Source organism: Tenacibaculum ascidiaceicola (assembly GCF_047470925.1).
GTDB lineage: Bacteria > Bacteroidota > Bacteroidia > Flavobacteriales > Flavobacteriaceae > Polaribacter > Polaribacter discolor.
In genome coordinates this window covers 47,478-69,272 of the sequence record NZ_JAZKJP010000007.1, presented here as the reverse complement: position 1 = coordinate 69,272, position 21,795 = coordinate 47,478, and the positions used below count along the sequence as shown (strand labels likewise).

Below are 21,795 nucleotides of genomic sequence, written 5' to 3'. Positions count from 1 at the left end.
AAAGCTGGTATAAAAATTGTATATTAGTCAGATAGTAAAAAGAATATTAACAAAAATCAAAAAAGAGAATGGGAATTTTTTCATTTATTAAAAACGCCGGAGCAAAAGTTTTCGGTATCGGAAAAACAACTGAAGAAGAAGCTGCTGATAAAGCTGCAAAATTAGTAGATGCTGTAAATAAACTGGAGCTTTCTGTTGAAAATTTAGCTATTAATGTAGATGATGATAAAGCTACAGTAGCAGGAGTAGCAGAAGATTTAGCTACTAAAGAAAAAGTAGTTTTAGTGGTAGGAAATACAGAAGGTATTGCTTCTGTAGAAGATAACATGACAGTTAAAGAGGTTGAGGTTATCGAAGAAGCTGCTATGGCTCAGTTCCATACAGTAGTAAGTGGAGATTCATTAAGTAAAATTGCAAAAGAATTTTATGGTGATGCTATGAAGTACCCAGTAATTTTTGAAGCAAACAAACCAATGCTTACTCATCCTGATAAAATTTACCCAGGACAAGTATTAAGAATACCACCTTTAGTGGACTAATCAAAAGTTAATCAACCAAAGGGAAAAGCACTGCATTTGCAGTGCTTTTTTAATTTATATAAGTAGGTATTTAAAGATGAGTGTAGGATAAAATAGTAGTAAAAAAGAATAAAATTATCATCATCTTTGCACCTGTTTTTAAAACCATAAAAATGAACCAAAGAGCGTTAGCACTTACTGCGGCATCTATTGCGACACTTATCTACGGAGTTACTTTTACTGTTGCTAAGGAAGTGATGGAAGGATATATTGAACCTTTTGGTTTTATATTACTTCGTGTCGGAGGAGCTGCCTTGATTTTTTGGTTATTAGGGCTTTTCGTAAAATCACCATCTATTGAAAAAGAAGATTACAAAAGAGTGGCAATGGCTGCTTTTTTTGGAATTGCTTTTAATATGCTAACTTTTTTTAAGGGACTAAGTTATACTACACCAATCAATGCATCGGTAATGATGGTAACTACGCCTATTTTAGTGTTGATTTTTGCGAGTATTCTTTTAAAAGAGAAACTTATTTTAAGAAAAATTGTAGGTGTTGTTGTTGGTATGGTAGGAGCTATAATTTTAATAGCTTATGGAAACCCACTTAAAGGTGATGCAACTAACATGGTTTTAGGGAATTTTTTAGTATTTATTAATGCAGCATCATATGGTATGTATTTAGTTGTTACCAAAAAACTAATAGCAAAATATAACCCTATTGTTTTTGTAAAGTGGTTATATCTATTTGGATTAATAATGGTACTTCCTTTTGGTTTTTTTGAATTGTTAGAAGTACAATGGCAAACAATGCCAATGTCAATTTTCTTAAAAGCAGGTTTTGTGGTGTTATTTACTACTTGTATTACATACTTGTTTAACTTATTTGCATTATCAAAACTTAAACCAACTACAGTAAGTGTTTTTATGTATTTGCAACCTGTAGTAGCTGCTATTTATGCATTAATAGTAGGAAGCGATCATTTAGATATGGTTAAAATAGGGGCAGCATTATTAATCTTTTTAGGAGTATTTTTAGTAACCAAACGCCCAACAGAAACTCCCAATAAATAAATGTATCTTTGCGGATTATTAAACCGAAGTTATGATACAGTCAATGACGGGTTACGGTAAATCCGTACTACATTTACCCTCTAAAAAAGTAACAATCGAAATTAAATCTTTAAACAGTAAAAATTTAGATTTAAATACAAGAATTCCTTCATATTATAGAGAAAAGGAGTTAAGTGTTCGAAAAAAACTAGCAAGCAATTTAGTACGTGGTAAAGTAGACTTCTCTATTTATGTAGAAATGACTGCAGATGAAACTTCAACTACTGTAAATACAGGTGTGGTACGAGAGTACATGCAACAATTAAGAAATGTAACTCAAGTAGGAACTTCTGATGATGTTGAGTTAATGAAAATGGCTGTTAGAATGCCAGACGCATTAAAAACTGAACGTGAAGAGTTAGATGAAGAAGAATGGAAGCAAATTGAAGCACATATTGATGAAGCTTTAAAAGAAATTATCCAATATAGAACAGACGAAGCAAAATCGTTAGAAGAAGACTTTAAAACTAGAATACTAAATATTCAATCAGCTTTAGAAGAGGTAAAAAAGTTAGACGGTGATAGAATTGAGCATGTTAAGGAGCGCTTACAAAAAGCGTTGACTGATTTAAAAGTTGAGGTTGATGAAAATCGTTTTGAGCAAGAGTTAATCTACTATTTAGAAAAGTTAGATATTAACGAAGAAAAAGTACGTTTAGCTAATCACTTAGAATATTTCTTGCAGCAATTAGCAACTCAAGATTCTAATGGGAAAAAATTAGGATTTATTGTGCAGGAAATTGGAAGAGAAATCAACACAACAGGATCAAAAGCTAATTTTGCACCAATGCAAAAATTAGTTATCCAAATGAAAGACGAGTTAGAAAAAATAAAAGAGCAAATTTTAAACGTTTTATAAAAATGTCGAAAGATTTTAAAGGAAAATTATTTGTGTTTTCAGCACCATCAGGTTCAGGTAAAACCACTATTGTACGTCATTTATTGGCGCAAGAACGTTTTAATTTGGCGTTTTCTATTTCTGCAACTAATAGAGATCCTAGAGGAGAAGAAAAAGATGGAATAGATTATTATTTTATTTCATTAGAAGAATTTAAGCAAAAAATAAAAAATGATGAGTTTTTAGAGTGGGAAGAGGTTTATAGAGATAATTTTTACGGAACACTAAAAACAGAAGTAGAACGTATATGGTCGGAAGGAAAACATGTGATTTTTGATATTGACGTTTCAGGAGGTTTACGTATAAAAAGAAAATTTCCAGAAGAAACCTTAGCTGTTTTTGTAAAACCACCAAGTATTGACGAATTAAAGATTCGTCTGAAGAAACGATCTACCGAAAGCGAAGATAAAATTAACATGCGTATTGCAAAAGCTTCAGCGGAACTTGCTAATGCACCACAATTTGATAAAATCATTAAAAATTACGATTTATCAGTAGCTTTACAAGAAGCAGAAGATTTAGTAGATGATTTTTTAGGGTTATAACAAAAGAACCTAAAGCAAAAAATTATAACAAACCCCATCATTTTAATTATAAAATGATGGGGTTTGTTATATTCAAAAAAGATTTTTTTATTAAAGGAGAATATAAGAAAATTCTAATCCTATTGTTGGATAAAATCTGTCTAATTTAGAATTGAAATCTTTTGCATAGCCAACACCAGCATTTATATTAAAAAGCCAATTGCCTCCTAAACTTCTTTGAATTCCCCAGTGTAACTCACTAAAAAGTATATTGTTTGCTACATCTTCTTTTTTAGAAGAAAAAGTTCCTTGTAGAGCAAAGTAATTACCAGAATTACGATCAATACTTTTTCCTTTCTTTATTCTGTTTTCTCTGTTGTAAATATATTTTAATTTACTCCTTAATCTTAAAACAGGAAAAGTGTTAAAGTCTATTCGAAAAGATTCTTCTAAAAAAGGAAGGCTTCTAATAAAGCTTCCCGCTCCAATACCTGCTCCTGCTTCAAAAGTAAATTTGTTATTTAAAGGAATTTCGTATGATGCGTCTAAACCTGTTAGATAATAATTGATTTTAAATTGATTGGTTAAACCTGCTTTTAATTTTTCTTGAGAAAAAGTTATGCTTATTACAAAGAAGCATAAAACGATACTAAAAATATTTTTTTTCATTATAACTATTGATTAATATTCAACTCTAAATTTAGAACCACCCCACTGTCTATTGTAGTATGCTCCCGATTCCATATCAACAGAAACACTTCCTACGATATCCCAAGTAAATTTCAAATCTAAAACAAAATCTGAATTACCATCTCCATCTGTAAAACTCAATAAAGCCTTATCTACTTTGAAATTTTTAGGTAGATTAAATGTTCTTCGCGCTATAGCTAGTTTTTTTACTTCTACAATTTCATTTTCAAAGAAATATGCTATGGGTTTATATTTGTCTTTATCTGGATCATAGTTTGTTATTATAACAGCTCCTTTTTGATTTTTCCTTAAATCAACTAAGGTATTTTGTAGTGCTTTTCCAGCATAAAAGTAAAAATCTTTACTTTTAAGATTTAAAACGTTCTTTCCAGAAATATTTACAACAGCAACTTTATTTGCTCCTCCCTTAAACAAATTTTTAATATTAATACCTAAATCTATAAAACTTTTTCTTACATGTTTTTTTGGGGTAAATACAGGTGTATTAGCGTACATTACTAAATCATTGTAGCTTAGTTGTGTAGATGTTAGAGTTTTGTTATCTAAATCATAAACACCAGATAAATAACTAATTGTTTCTTTTTTTTCTAAAAGTTTTTTTATGTACTCACTTATTTTAGTATAAACTTTTTTAGCTTCTTTTGAATTTATACTTATGTCTATGTTTCTTGTTTTCATCTTAAAGATAGATTTCTTATTCTTGATATAGACTTTGTTAGCACTTCTATCTGAAAACCACCCAAACCAAGTCTTTTGTTTAAATTTAGCTTGCATATATACATCAGTAAAAAGCCAATAATCTTCCGCAGCAAAGACCGTTCTTAGTTTCTTTTTGCTGTTAAACTTATATTCACAAGCGTAAGATTTTCCAAAAATATTATCTATCCATCCGTCTTTGGTGTTTAAGCAAACACTAAAATGAGATGTATTTGTAGGAAGACCAATATTAGGAGTTGGAGTACTACCTCCACCTCCACCACCTTCGGGGTATTCTATTTCTCTTGGAGGTTCTACTCTCATATTAGGTAATTTACTTTTGTCTGGAATATATAGTTCTACCAAATCATTCTTGTAAGCTTTTCCTTTGTTGTTATTAGAGGTTATATTATCTAACAATTTTCTGTTTTCCTTGTTAACACTAAATATTCCTTTTTCTGTATATTTATATATCTTATTAGCAACTTCTATTTCTCCTTTTTCATTTAACAAGTTGGCAAATAATTCGTTTTGAATAAGATTTTCTTCAGGATAATTGTTTTTACTACTTTTATTTAGATATTTTTTCTGTTTTAAATAATAAAAAGATTCTGCTTCTTGCTCTGTTAAATACCCAGCAACTTTTAAAGGAGTAAAACCGTCTTTGTAAAACTTATTAAACCCCTCTTTAGGGTTTTCCATTTCTTTAAGAGTGTTATAGGTTTCTTTTAATGAATTAATATCTTTAAATATTAAAAGACCATTATTGTATTCACCATTTAATGTTCTATTCGTTGTTTTTTCTTTAATGAGCGCATTGTTTTCATTATTACAAGAAAACATTATAATGGTTGCAAAAAGTGTTAATAGTGTTTTTTTCATAGAAAATTTATTTAAAAAATGATTGTGATAATTAGCTTAATTTTTAACCCTTTTTCTTTCTAGATAAGAAAGATCATAACTTTTTTGATGTTTAAAACAATTGAAAATTAATAAACCCTAATTTTTTTGAAATAAATTTTATTTGATGAGTAAAAAAGTAAAATGAATATAATATTTTTACAGTTAATTAAGTAATAGTAATATTTAATGGTTAAAAATATCGGATTGTACTTCGGAACTTTTAATCCAATTCACATAGGACATTTAATCATAGCCAACCATATGGTTGAAAATTCTGATTTAGATGAAATCTGGATGGTTGTAACGCCACATAATCCTTTTAAAAAGAAAAGTTCATTATTAGAAAACCACCATCGTTTAGAAATGGTGTATTTGGCAACTCAGGAGTACGATAAACTTCAACCTTCTGATATTGAATTCAAACTTTCACAACCCAACTATACGATAAACACATTAGTTCATATTTCAGAGAAATTTCCTAATTATAAGTTTAGCTTAATTATGGGAGAAGACAATCTGAAAAGTTTACATAAATGGAAGAACTATGAAGTTATTTTAGAAGATTATGATATTTATGTTTACCCAAGAGTATCAAACGGCGTGGTAGAAAATCAATTTAAAGATCATAAGAAAATTCATAGAGTAGAAGCTCCTATTGTACAAATATCTTCAACCATGATTCGCAATGCTATAAATGAAGGGAAAAACTGTAAACCTTTGTTGTCTGATAAGGTGTGGAAGTATATAGATGAGATGAATTTTTATAAAAAATAGTTTCGCCGTTTTTTCGTTGTATATTTGAAATCCAAACAAGTATAAGACGTGGCAAAAAATAAAAAAAAGCGAAAGCTTAAACAAAAACTTACGGATAAATATCGCTTAGTAATTATAAATGAAGATACGTTTCAAGAACGGTTTTCTTTAAAGTTATCACGGTTAAACGTTTTTGTATTTGGAGGAGTATTTTCTATACTTCTTATTGTACTTACCACTTTGTTAATTGCATTCACAGGTATACGAGAATACATACCAGGATACTCTTCAACAGCTTTAAAAAAGAAAGCCACTCGATTAACATATGAGACAGATTCGTTAAAAACTAGGTTGTCGGTTCTTGAAGGTTATACAAAAGCTTTAAAACCTGTTTTAACAGGAGAAATAGAGCCAGAAAAAATAGATTCTATAACAAAAGAAATGAAAACGATAGCTTTTGATGAAAGTAAATTACAAGCATCAAAGGAGGATTCTTTGTTTAGAGAAAAAGTTGAGAGTAAAGACTTATTTCCTTTGTATAATGGAGGAGCAAATAGAGTTAAAAATGTATTCTTTTCCCCATTAACAGGAAGCATTTCGCAACCATTTGATGTTAATGATAAACATTATGCGATCGATATTGTAGCAAAAACAGGTACACCTGTAAAAGCTGTTGCAGACGGTACGGTTATTTTAGCAGAATGGACAGCAGAAACAGGATATGTAATAACCATACAACATTCTAACGAGTTTATTTCAGTTTATAAGCATAACGGAACCTTATTAAAACAACAAGGAGATGTTGTAAAATCGGGAGAAGCAATTGCAAGCGTAGGTTCTACAGGAGAACTAACCACAGGCCCTCATTTACATTTTGAGTTGTGGAATAACGGATTTCCGGTGAATCCAATAAACTATATAGATTTTCAGTAAAAAAGAAAAAAAGAGAATGAGCATAAAATCAATACTAGCAATTCCATTTGCGAAAATTGTTCGTAAACAAGTATATAAATGGGCAAACAACCCACACAAAACTCAAGAAAAAGTTTTTGAATATTTGGTTACTGAAGGATGTAAAACAGCATTTGGAAAAGATCACGATTTTATATCAATCAATAATTACGAAGATTTTAAAAAAAGAGTCCCAATTAACGATTATGAAGGCTTGCGTGATTATGTAGATAGAGTTGTAGCAGGAGAAGAAAATGTTTTGTGGAAAGGAAAGCCTTTGTATTTTGCTAAAACTTCAGGAACAACTTCAGGAGCAAAATACATTCCTATAAGTAAAGAATCCATGCCAACGCATATTAAAGCAGCTCGAAATGCTTTGTTGTTTTATATAACAGAAACAAACGACGCTAGTTTTGTTGATGGGAAGATGATTTTTTTACAAGGAAGTCCAGTTTTAGAAGATAAAAACGGAGTGAAATTAGGACGTTTAAGTGGGATAGCAGCACATTATGTTCCAAATTACCTCTTAAAAAACCGTTTACCGAGTTGGGAAACTAACTGTATTGAAGATTGGGATACCAAAGTAGATAAAGTAGTTGAAGAAACATTGCAAGAGAATATGACGGTGATAAGCGGAATTCCGTCGTGGGTACAAATGTATTTTGAACGCTTGAAGGAGAAAACAGGTAAGAATGTTTCTGAACTCTTTCCAAACTTTAATTTTTTCGTGTATGGTGGAGTAAATTTCGAGCCTTACAAGAATAAGTTTGAAGCGTTGATAGGAAAAAAAATAGACTATGTAGAGTTATATCCTGCATCCGAAGGATTTATTGCATATCAAGATTCGCAAACCGAAAAAGGTATGTTGCTACAATTAAATTCAGGAATGTTTTATGAATTTATTCCAGCAAATGAATTTTTTGATGAGAACCCAACAAGAATATCGTTAAAAGATGTTCAGTTAGGAGTAAACTATGTGATTATATTAAACACTTCTGCTGGTTTATGGGGGTATAATATTGGTGATACTGTTGAATTTACTTCGTTAAAGCCTTACAGAATAAAAGTAACAGGACGTATAAAACACTTTATTTCTGCTTTTGGGGAGCATGTAATAGGAAAAGAGGTTGAAAAAGCATTAAATGATGCTATAAAAGGAACAGATGTTAACGTAAGTGAGTTTACAGTAGCCCCGCAAGTAAATCCAGAAAGTGGACTACCATATCATGAGTGGTTTATTGAGTTTGAAAATGAACCTGAGAATTTGGATGAGTTAGCATCTAAGATTGATGCTTCTATGCAAGAGCAAAATGTATATTACTTCGATTTAATTGAAGGTAAAATTTTACGCCCTCTTATCATTAGAAAAGTTAAAAAAGGAGGTTTTCATGAGTATATGAAATCCATAGGGAAGTTTGGAGGTCAGAATAAAATCCCACAGCTATCAGATAATAGAAAAATAGCGAATGTATTACAGAACTTCTTAGTTGAATAAAAAATAAAATGAAAATTGTAGCTACTAACATAGGAGAAAGAAAAGAAATTGATTGGAAAGGAAAAATCGTGACGACAGGAATTTTTAAATTCCCTGTTGAAACTCCTATTTTTTTAGATCTTGAAAAAGTAAAGGATGATGCTATCTGTGATAGAAAGTATCATGGAGGTATTGATCAAGCAGTATATGCATATTCAGAAAAACATTATGCATATTGGAAAGAGTTATACCCTAATTTAGATTGGGAACTTGGAATGTTTGGTGAAAATTTAACAATTGATGATTTAGACGAAAGCCAACTGCATGTAGGAGATACTTTTAAGGTAGGAGAGGTTATAATTGAAGTTACGAAGCCGCGTCAACCATGCATGAAACTTGGTGTACGTTTTAATGATATGAAAATTGTAAAACAGTTTTGGAAACAAAATTTACCAGGAGTCTATTTTAAAATACTTCAAACAGGTTTTGTGAAAGCAGGAGATGAATTTGAACAGGTAAAAAGCTGCCCTCAAAATCCAACCATTGAAGAAGTGTATAAGAGTAAGAGGGAAGCAAAGTTTAAACCTAAGAACTAAACTTTTGGGAATCTAACATGTTTTTTGAAGCCATAGAGGCAAACCCCATTTTGTACAAAATATCAGCTCTGGTATTTTCTTTATGATTCAGTGTTTCCATGGTTTCGATTATATCTTTTTTGAAACCATTCCTATGATAAGTTTTATGAACTTCTTTAATAAAAGGAGTGGGAACTTGGAAACAGTGTGAACCAATCACATCCATAGCTGCCCCTTTTGATAGTAAATAAGCTTCATTACCAAATTTCTTTTTATCTACAGAAGGATATAAGTGCATTTCAATAGCAGTTTTAATAATAGCAGCTTTATTTTCAGTGTCATTTTTCTTTACTAAATCATCAGCATAAGAACCTCCATAATTAGCAAAACATTGTTGACTACATATATGATTGTGAGAATCAGTTAAACCGATATCATGTAGCATTGATGATACAAAAAGTAATTCTTTATCGTAGTGTAATTTTTCTGAAAGAGCAATTCCAGCAGACCAAAAAAAGGTTCTATAAGAATGATATAAAAGTATTGGGTTACATAACTCATTTGCCTCTTTTAAAGCCAGTTTAGATAGTTTAGAGTCTGGAATTCCAATAGTGTTAATATCATAATCTAATTTAGACTTAATGCCAGTTTTATATAAAAACTTAGCATAAGTTTCTTTTAATTTAGAAGTAATTAAGAGTTTTTTAAATTGTTGAATTTCTTTTCTGTTGAGTACAGAAGGACTATGATTATTATGTATTTGCATTGCTTATTTTTTTCGAACAAAGCAAATATAAAACAAAAACATACTAATTGGTATGTTTTTAAATCTAATATTATTTTAAACCAGTTAAGTAAAGTTTTAATTGCTTTAAATGATGGGTATAAGTATTTGTCTTATTGCTTAATTTACCTAAAGCTCTAGCTCCCCAATAGCTAGCTATAATAAAATCAGCAACTTCTTCAGCGTTAATACTTGAGTTTAAGGTATTATTTTGTTGTTCTTTGATTATAGAACTAGAAATAGCATCTGTCCATAGAGATTTTACTTCGTTAAGAACCTGTTTAAAGTCATTGTCTAATGGAGACATTTCTTGAGTTAAGTTGGCTAGAGGACAACCATGTTCTATTGTTAAAAAAGAGTTGTGTAAAAGTAATTCTTCAATCATTGTGTATAAAGAATCACATAGACTATCGGTAGAAGAGAGAGAGCTAATAGGTAAGTCAATAGTTTTTAGCTGTATTATCTCTTTAATAACAGCAATTCCCATTTGCTTTTTATTCTTGAAATGATAATAAAAAGCACCTTTTGTAACTTTAGTAGTAGCTATTATTTCATCGATACTGGTAGATTGATATCCCTTTTTATAAATAAGTTCAAAAGCTTGTTGTAAAATAGTTGCTCTTGTGTTCGCAGATTTTTTCATTCGTTGTAGCGTACTCTTTATTAATTTACATGTAGTACAAATTTACTATTATGTATATAATAAAGTAATGCTAAAACTAAAATTTAGGTTAAAAAGAGATTTTAGCTAGGGGTATTCCATCCGTAGATGAAGTTCTCTATAATAAAACTAAAGAATTCATAAGTGAATATTATTGAAGTAATAACCCCGATGAGTTTAAGTATATTTTTATTCATTTTGTTTTTGTTCTAACTCAAACACTTTTTGTAACATTTTATCATCCTGCTGGTCTACTTTATATAAGCCTTCATCGCTAAAAAGTTCACGAGCTATCAATACTTTTAAGTTACTACGAAGCTGATTTTTTGTTCTTTCAGAAAGTCTGAAGTCTTTAAGTTCTGCTAAGAATTTGTTAGAAACTTTATTGTCTTTATCAAAATTGCTAATAAAATCTTCAACTGTTAGTGAAGCCAATTTTTTACGATTATCGTCCACATAAGAGAAGGCAAAATCATTTAAAGGACGGAAGAATATTGTAGGAATATATGCTGAGGTGTCGACTGCTACAAAATAATCAGGAATAATTCCACCACCACCATATACTACTTTTCCTTTAGGAGTTGTGTATTTTAAGCTATCAACAGTTTTAATACTATCCTTGGTAAATAACTCCCCATTTTCTAATCGATGTTCAAAATCGTGACTGTATTCTTCTGAATCTGCGTCTTTTTTATAAGGTTTTTGAATAGATCGCCCTGTTGGAGTATAATACCTAGCAGTAGTTAATCGCACGGCAGAACCATCACCTAAATCCATTTCTTGTTGCACCAATCCTTTTCCAAAAGAACGACGGCCAATAATAATACCTTTGTCATTATCTTGTAAAGCACCAGCTACAATTTCAGAAGCAGAAGCAGAGTTTTCATCTATCAATACATACAAACCTCCATTTTCAAAATCTCCTTTATCAGTAGCGAAAGACTCTACAATATCACCTTTATTATTTTTTGTAAATACAATCAGCTTTTCATCTTCTAAAAACTCATCAACAATATCATTAGCAATATCTATAAAACCACCACCATTTCCACGAAGATCTAGAACTAAATCTGTCATTCCTTTAGTTAGTAATTTATTTAGAGAAGACTTAAACTCAATATAGGTGTTACGGGCAAAACGATCTAACTTTATATAACCAATACTATCGTTTAGCATATATGCAACATCAACACTTTTAATATTTACCTTACCACGATTAATGGTAATGTCAAAAATACTATCGTTGGTTTTTCTGTAAACTTGTAAGTTTACTTTGGTGTTTGGCTTCCCTTTTAAAGCTTTCATTATTTGGGAAGTTTGTAATTTCTTTCCGTACAGCGTATCCTTATCTGCAAGCAAAATTCTGTCACCTGCTTTAATACCAGCCTCAATACTTGGTCCGCCTTTAATAGGTTCAATAACTGTTATGGTATCACCAATCATTCTAAATTGAACACCAATACCAACAAAATTACCTTGCATGTTTTCGGTAACCAATTGTAAGTTTTCCTTTGGAATATATACTGAATGTGGGTCTAATTTACCTAACATTTCGGCAATCGCTCCATCTAGTAATTCATCAGTATTTACATCATCAACATAATCACTTTGAATATAGTCTATCAAGCGTTTTATTTTACGTTCGCTTGATGAGCTTTTTCCAATAAGGTTACTTGAATTTCCGTTGCTAAAAAAGGTTCCGATAAGAATACCGAAAATTACAGCAATAGATAAATATATAGGTAAATTATTCTTGTTCATAAGGTAAATACGTCAATTCAACACCTGCTTTTTCTAAAAAATCCAACCCTGATCGGTCTTTGTAAGCACTAGCATATACTACACGTTTTATTCCTGCTTGATGTATTAATTTACTACATTGCTGGCAAGGCGAAAGTGTAATATATAAGGTAGCACCTTTACATGATTGTGTTGAAGAAGCTACTTTTAAAATAGCATTGGCTTCGGCATGTAATACATACCATTTGGTGTATCCTTCTTCATCTTCACAATAATTTTCAAAACCAGAAGGAGTACCATTATAACCATCAGAAATAATCATTCGATCTTTAACAATTAAGGCACCTACTTTTTTACGAATACAGTGAGAAAGTTGTCCCCATTCATTTGCCATTTTTAAATAGGCAATGTCGTATTTTAATTGTTTTTTCTTCAAAATTTTCAGTGTGGTTTTTCTTAGATAAGCTAAGGTAGTTAGATTTGAGTTAGTTAGGCGTTAATTTTTTACCAAAAAACTCGGTCAAACATCATTTGTAAGGCAAACCCGATAACGATAGAAGACATGATTAAAATCCAATCGCGACGGTTTACACTAAAGATTGATTGTACTAAAGCACCAATTAATAAAATTCCTAATACAATAATAATTTGTGCTACTTCTACACCTAATGCAAATTCTAATAAAGGTAAAAATTTATCAGAAGTTTTTCCAATCATAATTTTAAAATAGTTGGAAAAACCAAGTCCGTGAATTAATCCGAAAAATAAAGCAAAAAATAAATTCTGATTTTCTTTTCCTACTGATGCCTTTTTAGCAGTTAATACATTCATTAATCCAGTAATAAAAATGGTTAATGGAATTAAAAATTCAATTAAATCTGCTCGGACATTTAATATTCCATAAGCTGAAAGTGCTAAGGTTATCGAGTGTCCAATAGTAAATAAAGTGATTAACCATAAAACTTTTGTCCACTGCTTAAATTGATATACAACAGCTAATACAATTAAGAATAAAATATGGTCATAGGCTTTAAAATCTAGTACATGAAACAAGCCTGTTTTAAAGTAGAAGATAAAATCGTTCATTCGGGGTTTTTAAATTTTTATTTGTCGATCTATTTGTTGGTCTAAAGATATAAAAGTTTCGGTTCTCGAAACCCCTTTTATGGTTTGAATATCCTTATTTAACAAATGCATTAAGTCTTCATTGTTTTTACACAGTATTTTAATGAAAATAGCATAGTTACCAGTAGTGTAGTGACTTTCTACAATCTCAGGAATTTCTTTTAAACGTTTAATTGCTGAAGAGTATAGGCTAGAAGAATCTAAAAAAACACCAACAAAAGCAGTAGTAGTGTACCCTAATGCTTTTGGGTTTAATATCATTTTATAACCATCAATTAAATCCGATTCGTCTAACTTTCGTAATCGTTGATGAATGGCAGCACCAGATATACCCACTTCTCGAGCAATGCTTAAAATAGGTGTACGTGCATCTTTAACAAGGCGTTTGATAATGATTTTATCAATTCCGTCAATTTTTAATTTTCTAACCATGAAACAAAAATAAGGAAAGTTAGTTAGAGTTCATTTTTTCAATATTCTGTACCTTTACAGTTATGTATGCGTTGGTAGATTGTAATAACTTTTATGCTTCTTGCGAACGGGTTTTTAATCCGAATTTGCAAGGAAAACCAGTAGCTATTTTAAGTAATAATGATGGTTGTGTTATTTCAATGAGTGATGAAGCAAAAAAGTTACAGCTTCCGTTTGGGGCACCAATTTTTAAGTGGGATCAGTTCTGTAAAAACAACAATATCTCGGTACTGTCCTCAAACTATCCACTATATGGTGATATGAGTGCTAGGGTGATGAAGATTTTAGAACAATTTTCTCCAGATGTAGAAGTATACTCTATTGATGAAGCTTTTTTACAATTCAAAGGTTTTGATGAGTATGATTTTAATTCCTACGGGAAAGAAATTAGAGAAAGACTATTGAAGTGGACGGGGATTCCAACCTGTGTAGGAATTGCACCAACAAAAGCGTTAAGTAAAGTAGCCAATAAAATAGCTCGTAAATTTCCAAAAGAAACAGGCGGAGTATATGTAATAAATTCCGAAGAAAAAAGAGTCAAAGCGTTGCAGTGGACTCCTATAGAAAGTGTTTGGGGAATTGGCAGAGGTATACAGAAGAGGTTGCTCGCCAAAGGATGTAAAAAAGCATACGATTTTACCCAGTTAGATGATAATTGGGTATTGAAAAATCTTTCTATAACAGGCTGGAAGTTAAAAAAAGATTTAGAAGGAGAGTCTAAAATAGAATTAGATGAATCTACTAATAAGAAAGCAATAGCAACAACCCGAAGTTTTGAATATACATTTTCTGACTTAGATAATATTAAAGAAAGAATTTCAACCTTTGCAGTGAGTTGTGCAGAAAAATTACGCAAACAAAACTCTAGTTGTCATATGGTGATTGTTTTGCTACGAAGTGATTATCATAAAAAAGATACTGAACAACATCGAGTAAGTAAAACAGTTGTGTTTCCATATCCAACAAACTCCACATTAACGATAAGTAAAAGTGCAGTACAAGCGGTAACAACTATATTTAAAGAAGGAATAAAGTATAAAAGAGCAGGAGTAATTGTAACAGGATTGGTTCCTTCAGATAATTATCAGATAGATATGTTTGCAAGCGAAAATCCGAAGCATACCTCTTTAATGAGTGCGATTGATAAAATTAATCAAACTTATAAAGCAGATAAGATTAAATTAGCCAATCAAGATTTACAACGTACTTGGAAGATGCGTCAAGAACGATTATCGCCCAAATACACTACAAATATTAACGATATTATTAAGGTAAAATAAGTTTAGTTAAATAACAAACAATAAGATGTTACGAAAATTAAAGCCAGTAAAAGCATCAGAGGCATTGACTTTTTTCTTACCAAAAGAGTTAAATGAAAGCAAAGGAGCTATTTTAATGGATACAGGTATTTCTGCAGGGTTTCCTTCACCTGCTGATGATTTCAGGGAAACGCGTATTTCGTTAGATGAAGAACTTATTAGAAATAAAGAAGCTACCTTTTTTGCAAGAGTAAGCGGACAGTCGATGATTGGTGCAGGTTTAGATGATAATGATTTATTGGTAATTGATAGAAGTATTCCTCCAACCAATAATAAAATTGCAGTATGTTTTTTAGATGGTGAGTTTACCGTAAAACGTCTGCGAGTAGAAGGTAGTGAAGTTTGGCTACAACCTGAAAATCCAGATTATCCAATTATAAAAATTACCGAAGAAAACAACTTTATTATTTGGGGAGTTGTAACTAATGTGATTAAGAAGGTGTAGCAGAGAACCAAGACCGCTTTGCTGTTAGACAGAAGAATCAAGACTTTTTTAGAAAGATCAAAGAGTCAATCTGAATTTTGTATGAAGAATCTCAAAATAAAAAAATCCAGCTATTTGCTGGATTTTTTGTCTTTATTCTAAAAATCTTGTGTCTTAAAAAAGATTAACAAAACTCTTTGTAAGCAGCGGCTAAATTCTGAGCAATAGCTTGTGCAGAACGTCCTTCAATATGATGACGCTCTAACATGTGTACTAAATTACCATCTTTAAATAAAGCAATTGCAGGAGATGATGGAGGGAAAGGAATCATATATTCTCTTGCCTTCGCTGTAGATTCTTTCTCTACACCTGCAAAAACTGTAGTTAAGTTCGTAGGAGTTTTATCTGCTCCTAAAGAAGCAATAGCACCAGGTCTTGCAGTACCTGCAGCACACCCACAAACAGAGTTTACCATTACTAACGTAGTTCCTTCTTTGGCTAAAGCATTGTCAACATCTTCAGCAGTATATAAAGCTTCAAAACCAGCATCGATTAATTGATCGCGCATTGGTTTTACTAATTCTTCTGGATACATATTTTTGAATTAAAAATTTAAGGCAAAGATACTTCTTTTCATGCCAACAATCAACTCGAAATAAGTATGGAGATAGATAGGTAATGTTTTATCTTTGTAGCCTCTAAAAAACAAACAATGGGAAAATTTGCAAAATGGCTTGGAGCTGGAGCTGGCTTTACATTAGGAGGGCCAATAGGAGCAATAATTGGGTTTGCTGTAGGAAGTCTTATTGATGGAATTTCTGTAGAAGATTTTGTACAAGAGCAGCAAGAATATCAAAAAAAGACTGGAGGTCAACCAAGAAGAGGGAGAGCTACATCAGGTGACTTTGAAATAAGTTTATTAATATTAGCATCAGTAGTTATAAAATCTGATGGAAAAATAGATAAGCGAGAGTTAGATTATGTTCGTGCTTACTTTGTAAAAATGTATGGTAAAGAACGAGCAAATCACGCATTCAAACTATTTAATGGAATTATAAAAAAACAAATATCTACACGCCAAGTTTGCTTACAAATACGTCAGTATATGTCGCATGCTACGCGATTACAATTATTACATTTTTTGTTTGGAATAGCAAAAGCAGATGGGCAAGTAACTAGTGTAGAGGAAGAAGAAATTAGAAAAATAGCAAGCTATTTATATATCAACGAATATGATTACTCATCAATAAAAGCAATGTTTTATGATGAGTCTGATGGAGCTTATAAAATGCTAGAGATAACGAAAGAATCGACTAACGATGAAGTAAAAAAAGCCTACAGAAGAATGGCTAAAAAACATCACCCAGATAAGTTACAAAACTTAGGAGAAGAGCATAAAAAAGGAGCTAAAGATAAGTTTCAAAAAATACAGGCTGCTTATGAACAAATTAAAAAAGAACGTGGGATTAGTTAATATGTTCATATAAAATTAAGAATTATGTAAAAAACACCTCAATTTTGAGGTGTTTTTTTATATCTCAAATTCAACAATTACAAGAAAATACGTAATTTCGCACATTCAATTAATAAACCGACAAAATGAGTAAGAAGTTTACTGAATACAAAGGATTGGATTTACCAAAAGTAGCAGAAGAAATATTAAACTATTGGGAGGAAAACAACATCTTTGAAAAAAGTATTACTACACGTGAAGGAAACGAACCATTTGTGTTTTTTGAAGGACCACCTTCAGCAAACGGTTTACCAGGAATTCACCACGTAATGGCACGTGCCATTAAAGATATTTTTTGTCGTTATAAAACCCAAAAAGGATACCAAGTTAAGCGTAAAGCAGGTTGGGATACGCATGGTTTACCTGTAGAATTGGGAGTTGAAAAAGAATTAGGAATCACTAAAGAAGATATCGGAACCAAAATTACGGTTGAAGAATATAACGAAGCATGTAAAAAAGCTGTAATGCGTTATACCGATATTTGGAATGACCTAACTCAAAAAATGGGATATTGGGTAGATATGGAAGATCCATATATAACCTATAAACCAAAATATATGGAATCGGTTTGGTGGTTGTTAAAACAAATCTATAATAAGGATTTGTTATATAAAGGGTATACAATCCAGCCATATTCACCAAAAGCAGGAACAGGATTAAGTTCGCATGAGTTAAATCAACCAGGAACGTATCAAGACGTTACAGATACTACAGTAGTAGCTCAGTTTAAAACGATAAAAGAAACATTACCAGACTTTTTACAAGTTGATGGAGATGTACACTTTTTAGCTTGGACAACTACACCATGGACACTTCCATCGAATACAGCATTAACGGTTGGGCCAAAAATAGAATACGTTTTAGTTAAAACATTCAACCAATATACATTTGAGCCAATTCAAGTGGTGTTGGCTAAAAACTTAGTATCAAAACAATTTGCTGGGAAGAAGTTTAATCAAGTTGAAGATGTAGAGGAATTAGCAAATTATGCTGAAGGAGATAAGCAAATTCCATATGCAATTGTAAAAGAATTTATAGGAAAAGATTTAGTAGGTATTAAATACGAGCAATTATTACCATTTGCTTTACCATATCAAAATCCAGAAAACGCTTTTAGAGTAATTTCAGGAGATTTTGTAACTACCGAAGATGGTACAGGTATCGTACATACAGCCCCAACATTTGGTGCTGATGATGCTTTAGTTGCAAAACAAGCAACTCCAGAAGTGCCGCCAATGTTGGTGTTAGATGAAAATGAGAATCCAGTTCCATTAGTAGATTTACAAGGGAAATTTCGCCCAGAAATGGGAGAATATGCAGGTAAATATGTAAAGAATGAATACTATACAGATGGGGAGGCTCCAGAAAAATCGGTAGATGTAGAATTGGCAATTCAACTAAAAACAGAAAACAAAGCCTTTAAGGTTGAAAAATATGTGCACAGTTATCCAAACTGTTGGCGTACGGATAAACCAATTTTATACTATCCATTAGATTCTTGGTTTATTAAGGTAACCGATGTAAAGGATAAAATGTTCGATTTAAACGAAACTATTAACTGGAAGCCAAAATCAACAGGAGAAGGACGTTTTGGTAACTGGTTAAAAAATGCGAATGATTGGAACTTATCACGTTCTCGTTTTTGGGGAATTCCATTACCAATTTGGCGTACTGAAGACGGAACAGAGCAAATCTGTATCGGTTCTGTAGCTGAATTAAAAGAAGAGATTCAAAAGTCAGTTAATGCTGGCGTAATGTCTGAAGATATTTTTGCTGATTTTGAAGTAGGAAATATGTCAGAAGATAACTATGATAAAATTGACTTACACAAAAATGTAGTCGATAAAATTATTTTAGTTTCTGCCTCAGGAAAACCAATGAAGCGTGAAAGCGATTTAATTGATGTATGGTTCGATTCTGGTTCTATGCCATATGCACAATGGCATTACCCATTTGAAAACAAAGAATTAATTGATAATAAAGAAAGTTATCCAGCGAATTTTATTGCAGAGGGAGTAGACCAAACTCGTGGATGGTTCTATACGTTACATGCTATTGGAACTATGGTGTTTGATTCTGTAGCTTATAAAAATGTAGTGTCTAATGGATTGGTGTTAGATAAGAACGGACAAAAAATGTCAAAGCGTTTAGGAAATGCTGTTGATCCGTTTACTACGTTATCAGAATATGGTCCAGATGCTACACGTTGGTATATGATATCAAATGCAAATCCTTGGGATAACTTAAAATTTGATTTAGCAGGAATAGAAGAAGTAAAACGTAAGTTCTTCGGAACTTTATATAATACCTATTCATTCTTCTCTTTATATGCAAACATTGATAACTTCACCTATAGTGAAGCTGAAATAGCTATTAATGAAAGACCGGAGATAGACCGTTGGATTTTATCTGAATTAAACACGTTAGTTCAAAAGGTAGATAAATTCTATGCAGAATACGAACCAACCAAGGCAACTAGAGCTATTTCTGATTTTGTACAAGATCATTTAAGTAACTGGTATGTACGTTTATGTAGAAGACGTTTCTGGAAAGGAGAATATGCGCAAGATAAAATTTCAGCATATCAAACGTTATACACTTGTATGTTAACGGTAGCTAAATTAGGTTCTCCAGTAGCACCTTTCTTTATGGATCGTTTGTATAAAGATTTAATAAAAGCTACAGGAAAAGAAAGTTTTGAAAGCGTACATATAGCAGAGTTTCCTAAATATAATGCTGATTTAGTAGATAAGTCGTTAGAGCGTAAAATGGAAAATGCACAAACAATATCTTCGTTAGTACTATCTTTAAGAGCTAAAGAAAAAATTAAAGTACGTCAACCGTTACAAAAAATTATGATCCCTGTATTGGATGCAACGCAGAAGGAAGAAATTTTAGCAGTAGCAGACTTAATAAAATCAGAAGTTAATGTTAAGGAGATAGAGTTATTAGACGATGCTTCAGGGATTTTAGTAAAACAAATCAAACCAAATTTTAAAGCTTTAGGGCCTAAGTTTGGTAAAGATATGAAGTTGATAGCTAATAAGATACAAGGATTTACACAAGATGATATCATCAAAATAGAAAAAGAAGGTGAAATTTCTGTGGAAATTAACGATAAATTGATTACTTTAGGAACCGCTGATGTGGAGATTTCATCGAAAGATATCGAAGGGTGGTTAGTAGCCAATGCAGAAGGGTTAACAGTTGCTTTAGATGTTACAATAAACGACGAATTACGCAAAGAAGGTGTGGCAAGAGAATTAGTTAATAGAATTCAAAACGCACGAAAAGACACAGGTTTAGAAGTAACCGATAAAATAAAATTAACCATTTTACAAGCTGATGATTTAAGAGAATCGGTATTGGCAAATGAAAACTACATTAAAGCAGAAACATTAACAAATGAATTAGTTTTTGTTGATGATTTAAAAAATGGTACAGAAATTGAGTTTGATGCCATTAAAAGTAGAATGTTAATTGAAAAAATATAGCATTATGGATGATGTTAAAATAAGATATTCAGATAGTGATTTACTAGAGTTTAAGGAAATCATTCAAAAGAAAATTGAAAAAGCTGAAGAAGACTTAAGATTGTTACAAGCATCGTATAAAAACGGTTCAGATAATGGAACCGATGATACATCGCCAACATTTAAATCTTTTGAAGAAGGTTCAGATACAATGGCTAAAGAAGCAAATATGCAGCTAGCTATTCGTCAAGAAAAGTTTATTCGTGATTTAAAAAATGCCTTAGTTCGTATTGAAAATAAAACGTACGGTATTTGTAGAGTTACAGGTAAGCTAATTCAAAAAGAACGCTTAAAGCTAGTGCCACACGCTACTTTAAGTATCGAAGCAAAACGAAAACAATAACTTTTAAAGTTAAAATAAATAGAGCCTCTTTTAGAGGCTTTTTTTGTATGAAAAAATATCTATTATTATATACCCTAATAAGTGTTCAATTTCTTTACTGTCAAGAAAAAATAATACAGAAGAGAAAAATGTTAGTAAACGAACTCGAAGTAGTTACTTACGGGTTAGACGATATTGTAATAGAAAATTCAAAGAGTAACGAGCTAGAAGTAATTTTACTTGATGAAAATCCACATACACATAATATATTGTTCAAAAAAGAAGGAGAAGTTTTTACAATAGCATTTGAGTTAAATATTCCAACACTAAAAAATGAAGTTTTTCGAAAATATATAACAAGAAGATTAGAAAGAGCTAGAGCGGTTATAAAAGTTCCTAAAAATAAACATATAAGCATACATGGAAAAACCATAGGAGTTAATTCAAAAAGTTACGCTGGAGATTTAGATGTTTATATTGAAAGAGGAAATATAAAACTGAATATTATTGAAAGGAGCGTAAATGTGCGTCTTTTTCAAGGAAATGTATTTGCGAAAATAACTTCAAAAAGTATGTTAGACTTAAAAACTAATAACGGAACCATTTTTATAAATGGAGAGAAAAAAGAATCTCCATTCTCTCAAGAAAACTTATCAACTTCTAAAAAACTTACCATAAATTCAATTCATGCCAACATAAACATAGAATTAGAGTAATTAACAAAATTTTATAATAATTACACGTAACAAAACATAAGTTATTTTGTCTAATGGTTAATTAAAAACTAA

23 protein-coding genes are annotated in these 21,795 nt (G+C 31.3%); 14 read left to right on the top strand and 9 right to left on the bottom strand.

From position 1 onward, the window contains the following. Positions 1-68: 68 nt before the first annotated feature. From lysM to gmk, 4 genes are all read left to right on the top strand, one after another. On the top strand, positions 69-539 hold the full coding sequence (gene lysM, locus VBY68_RS07960; RefSeq protein ID WP_099214664.1) for a peptidoglycan-binding protein LysM: 471 nt from the start codon (positions 69-71) through the stop codon (positions 537-539). 152 nt (positions 540-691) lie between these two features. Continuing rightward, positions 692-1,591: a DMT family transporter gene (locus tag VBY68_RS07955; protein ID WP_124589661.1), complete on the top strand. Its 900-nt coding sequence runs from the start codon at positions 692-694 to the stop codon at positions 1,589-1,591. Between the two features lie 31 nt (positions 1,592-1,622). Then, positions 1,623-2,489, top strand: a complete 867-nt coding sequence (locus VBY68_RS07950) for a YicC/YloC family endoribonuclease (protein ID WP_237270770.1) — start codon at positions 1,623-1,625, stop codon at positions 2,487-2,489. A gap of 2 nt (positions 2,490-2,491) precedes the next feature. Next, on the top strand, positions 2,492-3,073 hold the full coding sequence (gene gmk, locus VBY68_RS07945) for a guanylate kinase (protein WP_415269412.1): 582 nt from the start codon (positions 2,492-2,494) through the stop codon (positions 3,071-3,073). 90 nt (positions 3,074-3,163) lie between these two features. On the opposite strand, the gene VBY68_RS07940 is transcribed toward gmk, so the two are convergent. After that, complete coding sequence (locus VBY68_RS07940) at positions 3,164-3,721, bottom strand: hypothetical protein (protein ID WP_415269411.1); 558 nt, start codon at positions 3,719-3,721, stop codon at positions 3,164-3,166. A gap of 12 nt (positions 3,722-3,733) precedes the next feature. Further along, the gene (locus VBY68_RS07935; protein WP_415269410.1) at positions 3,734-5,341 is read right to left on the bottom strand and encodes a hypothetical protein; all 1,608 of its coding nucleotides are present in this window, start codon (positions 5,339-5,341) and stop codon (positions 3,734-3,736) included. Between the two features lie 207 nt (positions 5,342-5,548). On the opposite strand from VBY68_RS07935, the gene nadD reads away from it, so the two are divergent. From nadD to VBY68_RS07915, 4 genes are read left to right on the top strand one after another with little or no spacing between them, the layout of a single operon-like run. After that, positions 5,549-6,136 (top strand): nicotinate (nicotinamide) nucleotide adenylyltransferase, encoded by a 588-nt coding sequence (gene nadD, locus VBY68_RS07930; protein ID WP_415269409.1) that lies wholly within the window; start codon positions 5,549-5,551, stop codon positions 6,134-6,136. Between the two features lie 48 nt (positions 6,137-6,184). Further along, positions 6,185-7,048, top strand: coding sequence for a M23 family metallopeptidase (locus VBY68_RS07925; RefSeq protein ID WP_415269408.1), 864 nt, complete (start codon positions 6,185-6,187; stop codon positions 7,046-7,048). A 16-nt stretch (positions 7,049-7,064) separates the two neighbouring features. Further along, positions 7,065-8,561, top strand: a complete 1,497-nt coding sequence (locus VBY68_RS07920) for a GH3 auxin-responsive promoter family protein (protein WP_124589653.1) — start codon at positions 7,065-7,067, stop codon at positions 8,559-8,561. A gap of 8 nt (positions 8,562-8,569) precedes the next feature. Continuing rightward, the gene (locus VBY68_RS07915) at positions 8,570-9,136 is read left to right on the top strand and encodes an MOSC domain-containing protein (RefSeq protein WP_415269407.1); all 567 of its coding nucleotides are present in this window, start codon (positions 8,570-8,572) and stop codon (positions 9,134-9,136) included. Here VBY68_RS07915 and VBY68_RS07910 read toward each other — a convergent pair. The 6 genes from VBY68_RS07910 to VBY68_RS07885 all read right to left on the bottom strand — a co-directional run bounded on the left by VBY68_RS07910 (position 9,126) and on the right by VBY68_RS07885 (position 13,857). After that, complete coding sequence (locus tag VBY68_RS07910) at positions 9,126-9,881, bottom strand: HD domain-containing protein (protein ID WP_415269406.1); 756 nt, start codon at positions 9,879-9,881, stop codon at positions 9,126-9,128. The two genes, VBY68_RS07915 and VBY68_RS07910, sit on opposite strands and share 11 nt — an antisense overlap. Positions 9,882-9,951: 70 nt before the next feature. Continuing rightward, positions 9,952-10,542 carry a TetR/AcrR family transcriptional regulator gene (locus VBY68_RS07905; RefSeq protein WP_415269405.1) on the bottom strand — a complete coding sequence of 197 codons (591 nt, stop codon included), beginning with the start codon at positions 10,540-10,542 and terminating at the stop codon, positions 9,952-9,954. A 207-nt stretch (positions 10,543-10,749) separates the two neighbouring features. Further along, positions 10,750-12,321 carry a S41 family peptidase gene (locus VBY68_RS07900; protein WP_099214654.1) on the bottom strand — a complete coding sequence of 524 codons (1,572 nt, stop codon included), beginning with the start codon at positions 12,319-12,321 and terminating at the stop codon, positions 10,750-10,752. Next, positions 12,308-12,739 (bottom strand): deoxycytidylate deaminase, encoded by a 432-nt coding sequence (locus VBY68_RS07895; protein ID WP_099214653.1) that lies wholly within the window; start codon positions 12,737-12,739, stop codon positions 12,308-12,310. The genes VBY68_RS07900 and VBY68_RS07895 overlap by 14 nt, the downstream gene beginning before the upstream one ends. Before the next feature lie 65 nt (positions 12,740-12,804). Beyond that, positions 12,805-13,386 (bottom strand): HupE/UreJ family protein, encoded by a 582-nt coding sequence (locus tag VBY68_RS07890; protein ID WP_099214652.1) that lies wholly within the window; start codon positions 13,384-13,386, stop codon positions 12,805-12,807. A gap of 9 nt (positions 13,387-13,395) precedes the next feature. Then, a complete protein-coding gene (locus tag VBY68_RS07885) occupies positions 13,396-13,857 on the bottom strand; it encodes an Lrp/AsnC ligand binding domain-containing protein (protein ID WP_047789927.1) in 462 nt (153 codons plus the stop codon). Positions 13,858-13,919: 62 nt separating this feature from the next. On the opposite strand from VBY68_RS07885, the gene VBY68_RS07880 reads away from it, so the two are divergent. Both VBY68_RS07880 and VBY68_RS07875 read left to right on the top strand, forming a co-directional pair. After that, positions 13,920-15,176: a Y-family DNA polymerase gene (locus tag VBY68_RS07880; protein WP_415269404.1), complete on the top strand. Its 1,257-nt coding sequence runs from the start codon at positions 13,920-13,922 to the stop codon at positions 15,174-15,176. 25 nt (positions 15,177-15,201) lie between these two features. Then, positions 15,202-15,660, top strand: a complete 459-nt coding sequence (locus tag VBY68_RS07875) for a LexA family protein (RefSeq protein WP_415269403.1) — start codon at positions 15,202-15,204, stop codon at positions 15,658-15,660. A gap of 163 nt (positions 15,661-15,823) precedes the next feature. Here the strand turns inward: VBY68_RS07875 and VBY68_RS07870 are convergent, their stop codons facing one another. After that, complete coding sequence (locus VBY68_RS07870) at positions 15,824-16,234, bottom strand: BrxA/BrxB family bacilliredoxin (RefSeq protein ID WP_415269402.1); 411 nt, start codon at positions 16,232-16,234, stop codon at positions 15,824-15,826. 117 nt (positions 16,235-16,351) lie between these two features. Here VBY68_RS07870 and VBY68_RS07865 point away from each other — a divergent pair, with 117 nt between their 5' ends. The 4 genes from VBY68_RS07865 (at position 16,352) to VBY68_RS07850 (ending at position 21,723) form a co-directional block, all read left to right on the top strand. Next, positions 16,352-17,113 (top strand): TerB family tellurite resistance protein, encoded by a 762-nt coding sequence (locus VBY68_RS07865; protein WP_099214648.1) that lies wholly within the window; start codon positions 16,352-16,354, stop codon positions 17,111-17,113. 125 nt (positions 17,114-17,238) lie between these two features. Then, positions 17,239-20,646, top strand: a complete 3,408-nt coding sequence (ileS, locus tag VBY68_RS07860; RefSeq protein WP_415269401.1) for an isoleucine--tRNA ligase — start codon at positions 17,239-17,241, stop codon at positions 20,644-20,646. A gap of 4 nt (positions 20,647-20,650) precedes the next feature. Further along, complete coding sequence (locus VBY68_RS07855; protein WP_121148680.1) at positions 20,651-21,028, top strand: TraR/DksA family transcriptional regulator; 378 nt, start codon at positions 20,651-20,653, stop codon at positions 21,026-21,028. A 47-nt stretch (positions 21,029-21,075) separates the two neighbouring features. Further along, on the top strand, positions 21,076-21,723 hold the full coding sequence (locus tag VBY68_RS07850; protein ID WP_415269400.1) for a hypothetical protein: 648 nt from the start codon (positions 21,076-21,078) through the stop codon (positions 21,721-21,723). The last annotated feature ends 72 nt before the right edge of the window (positions 21,724-21,795 follow it).

Bases quoted from the DNA above. Each gene is read 5' to 3' on its own strand.
- lysM (WP_099214664.1), top strand. From the start codon at position 69: ATGGGAATTTTTTCATTTATTAAAAACGCCGGAGCAAAAGTTTTCGGT.
- VBY68_RS07955 (WP_124589661.1), top strand. From the start codon at position 692: ATGAACCAAAGAGCGTTAGCACTTACTGCGGCATCTATTGCGACACTT.
- VBY68_RS07950 (WP_237270770.1), top strand. From the start codon at position 1,623: ATGATACAGTCAATGACGGGTTACGGTAAATCCGTACTACATTTACCC.
- gmk (WP_415269412.1), top strand. From the start codon at position 2,492: ATGTCGAAAGATTTTAAAGGAAAATTATTTGTGTTTTCAGCACCATCA.
- VBY68_RS07940 (WP_415269411.1), bottom strand. From the start codon at position 3,721: ATGAAAAAAAATATTTTTAGTATCGTTTTATGCTTCTTTGTAATAAGC.
- VBY68_RS07935 (WP_415269410.1), bottom strand. From the start codon at position 5,341: ATGAAAAAAACACTATTAACACTTTTTGCAACCATTATAATGTTTTCT.
- nadD (WP_415269409.1), top strand. From the start codon at position 5,549: ATGGTTAAAAATATCGGATTGTACTTCGGAACTTTTAATCCAATTCAC.
- VBY68_RS07920 (WP_124589653.1), top strand. From the start codon at position 7,065: ATGAGCATAAAATCAATACTAGCAATTCCATTTGCGAAAATTGTTCGT.
- VBY68_RS07915 (WP_415269407.1), top strand. From the start codon at position 8,570: ATGAAAATTGTAGCTACTAACATAGGAGAAAGAAAAGAAATTGATTGG.
- VBY68_RS07910 (WP_415269406.1), bottom strand. From the start codon at position 9,881: ATGCAAATACATAATAATCATAGTCCTTCTGTACTCAACAGAAAAGAA.
- VBY68_RS07905 (WP_415269405.1), bottom strand. From the start codon at position 10,542: ATGAAAAAATCTGCGAACACAAGAGCAACTATTTTACAACAAGCTTTT.
- VBY68_RS07900 (WP_099214654.1), bottom strand. From the start codon at position 12,321: ATGAACAAGAATAATTTACCTATATATTTATCTATTGCTGTAATTTTC.
- VBY68_RS07890 (WP_099214652.1), bottom strand. From the start codon at position 13,386: ATGAACGATTTTATCTTCTACTTTAAAACAGGCTTGTTTCATGTACTA.
- VBY68_RS07885 (WP_047789927.1), bottom strand. From the start codon at position 13,857: ATGGTTAGAAAATTAAAAATTGACGGAATTGATAAAATCATTATCAAA.
- VBY68_RS07880 (WP_415269404.1), top strand. From the start codon at position 13,920: ATGTATGCGTTGGTAGATTGTAATAACTTTTATGCTTCTTGCGAACGG.
- VBY68_RS07875 (WP_415269403.1), top strand. From the start codon at position 15,202: ATGTTACGAAAATTAAAGCCAGTAAAAGCATCAGAGGCATTGACTTTT.
- VBY68_RS07870 (WP_415269402.1), bottom strand. From the start codon at position 16,234: ATGTATCCAGAAGAATTAGTAAAACCAATGCGCGATCAATTAATCGAT.
- VBY68_RS07865 (WP_099214648.1), top strand. From the start codon at position 16,352: ATGGGAAAATTTGCAAAATGGCTTGGAGCTGGAGCTGGCTTTACATTA.
- ileS (WP_415269401.1), top strand. From the start codon at position 17,239: ATGAGTAAGAAGTTTACTGAATACAAAGGATTGGATTTACCAAAAGTA.
- VBY68_RS07855 (WP_121148680.1), top strand. From the start codon at position 20,651: ATGGATGATGTTAAAATAAGATATTCAGATAGTGATTTACTAGAGTTT.
- VBY68_RS07850 (WP_415269400.1), top strand. From the start codon at position 21,076: ATGAAAAAATATCTATTATTATATACCCTAATAAGTGTTCAATTTCTT.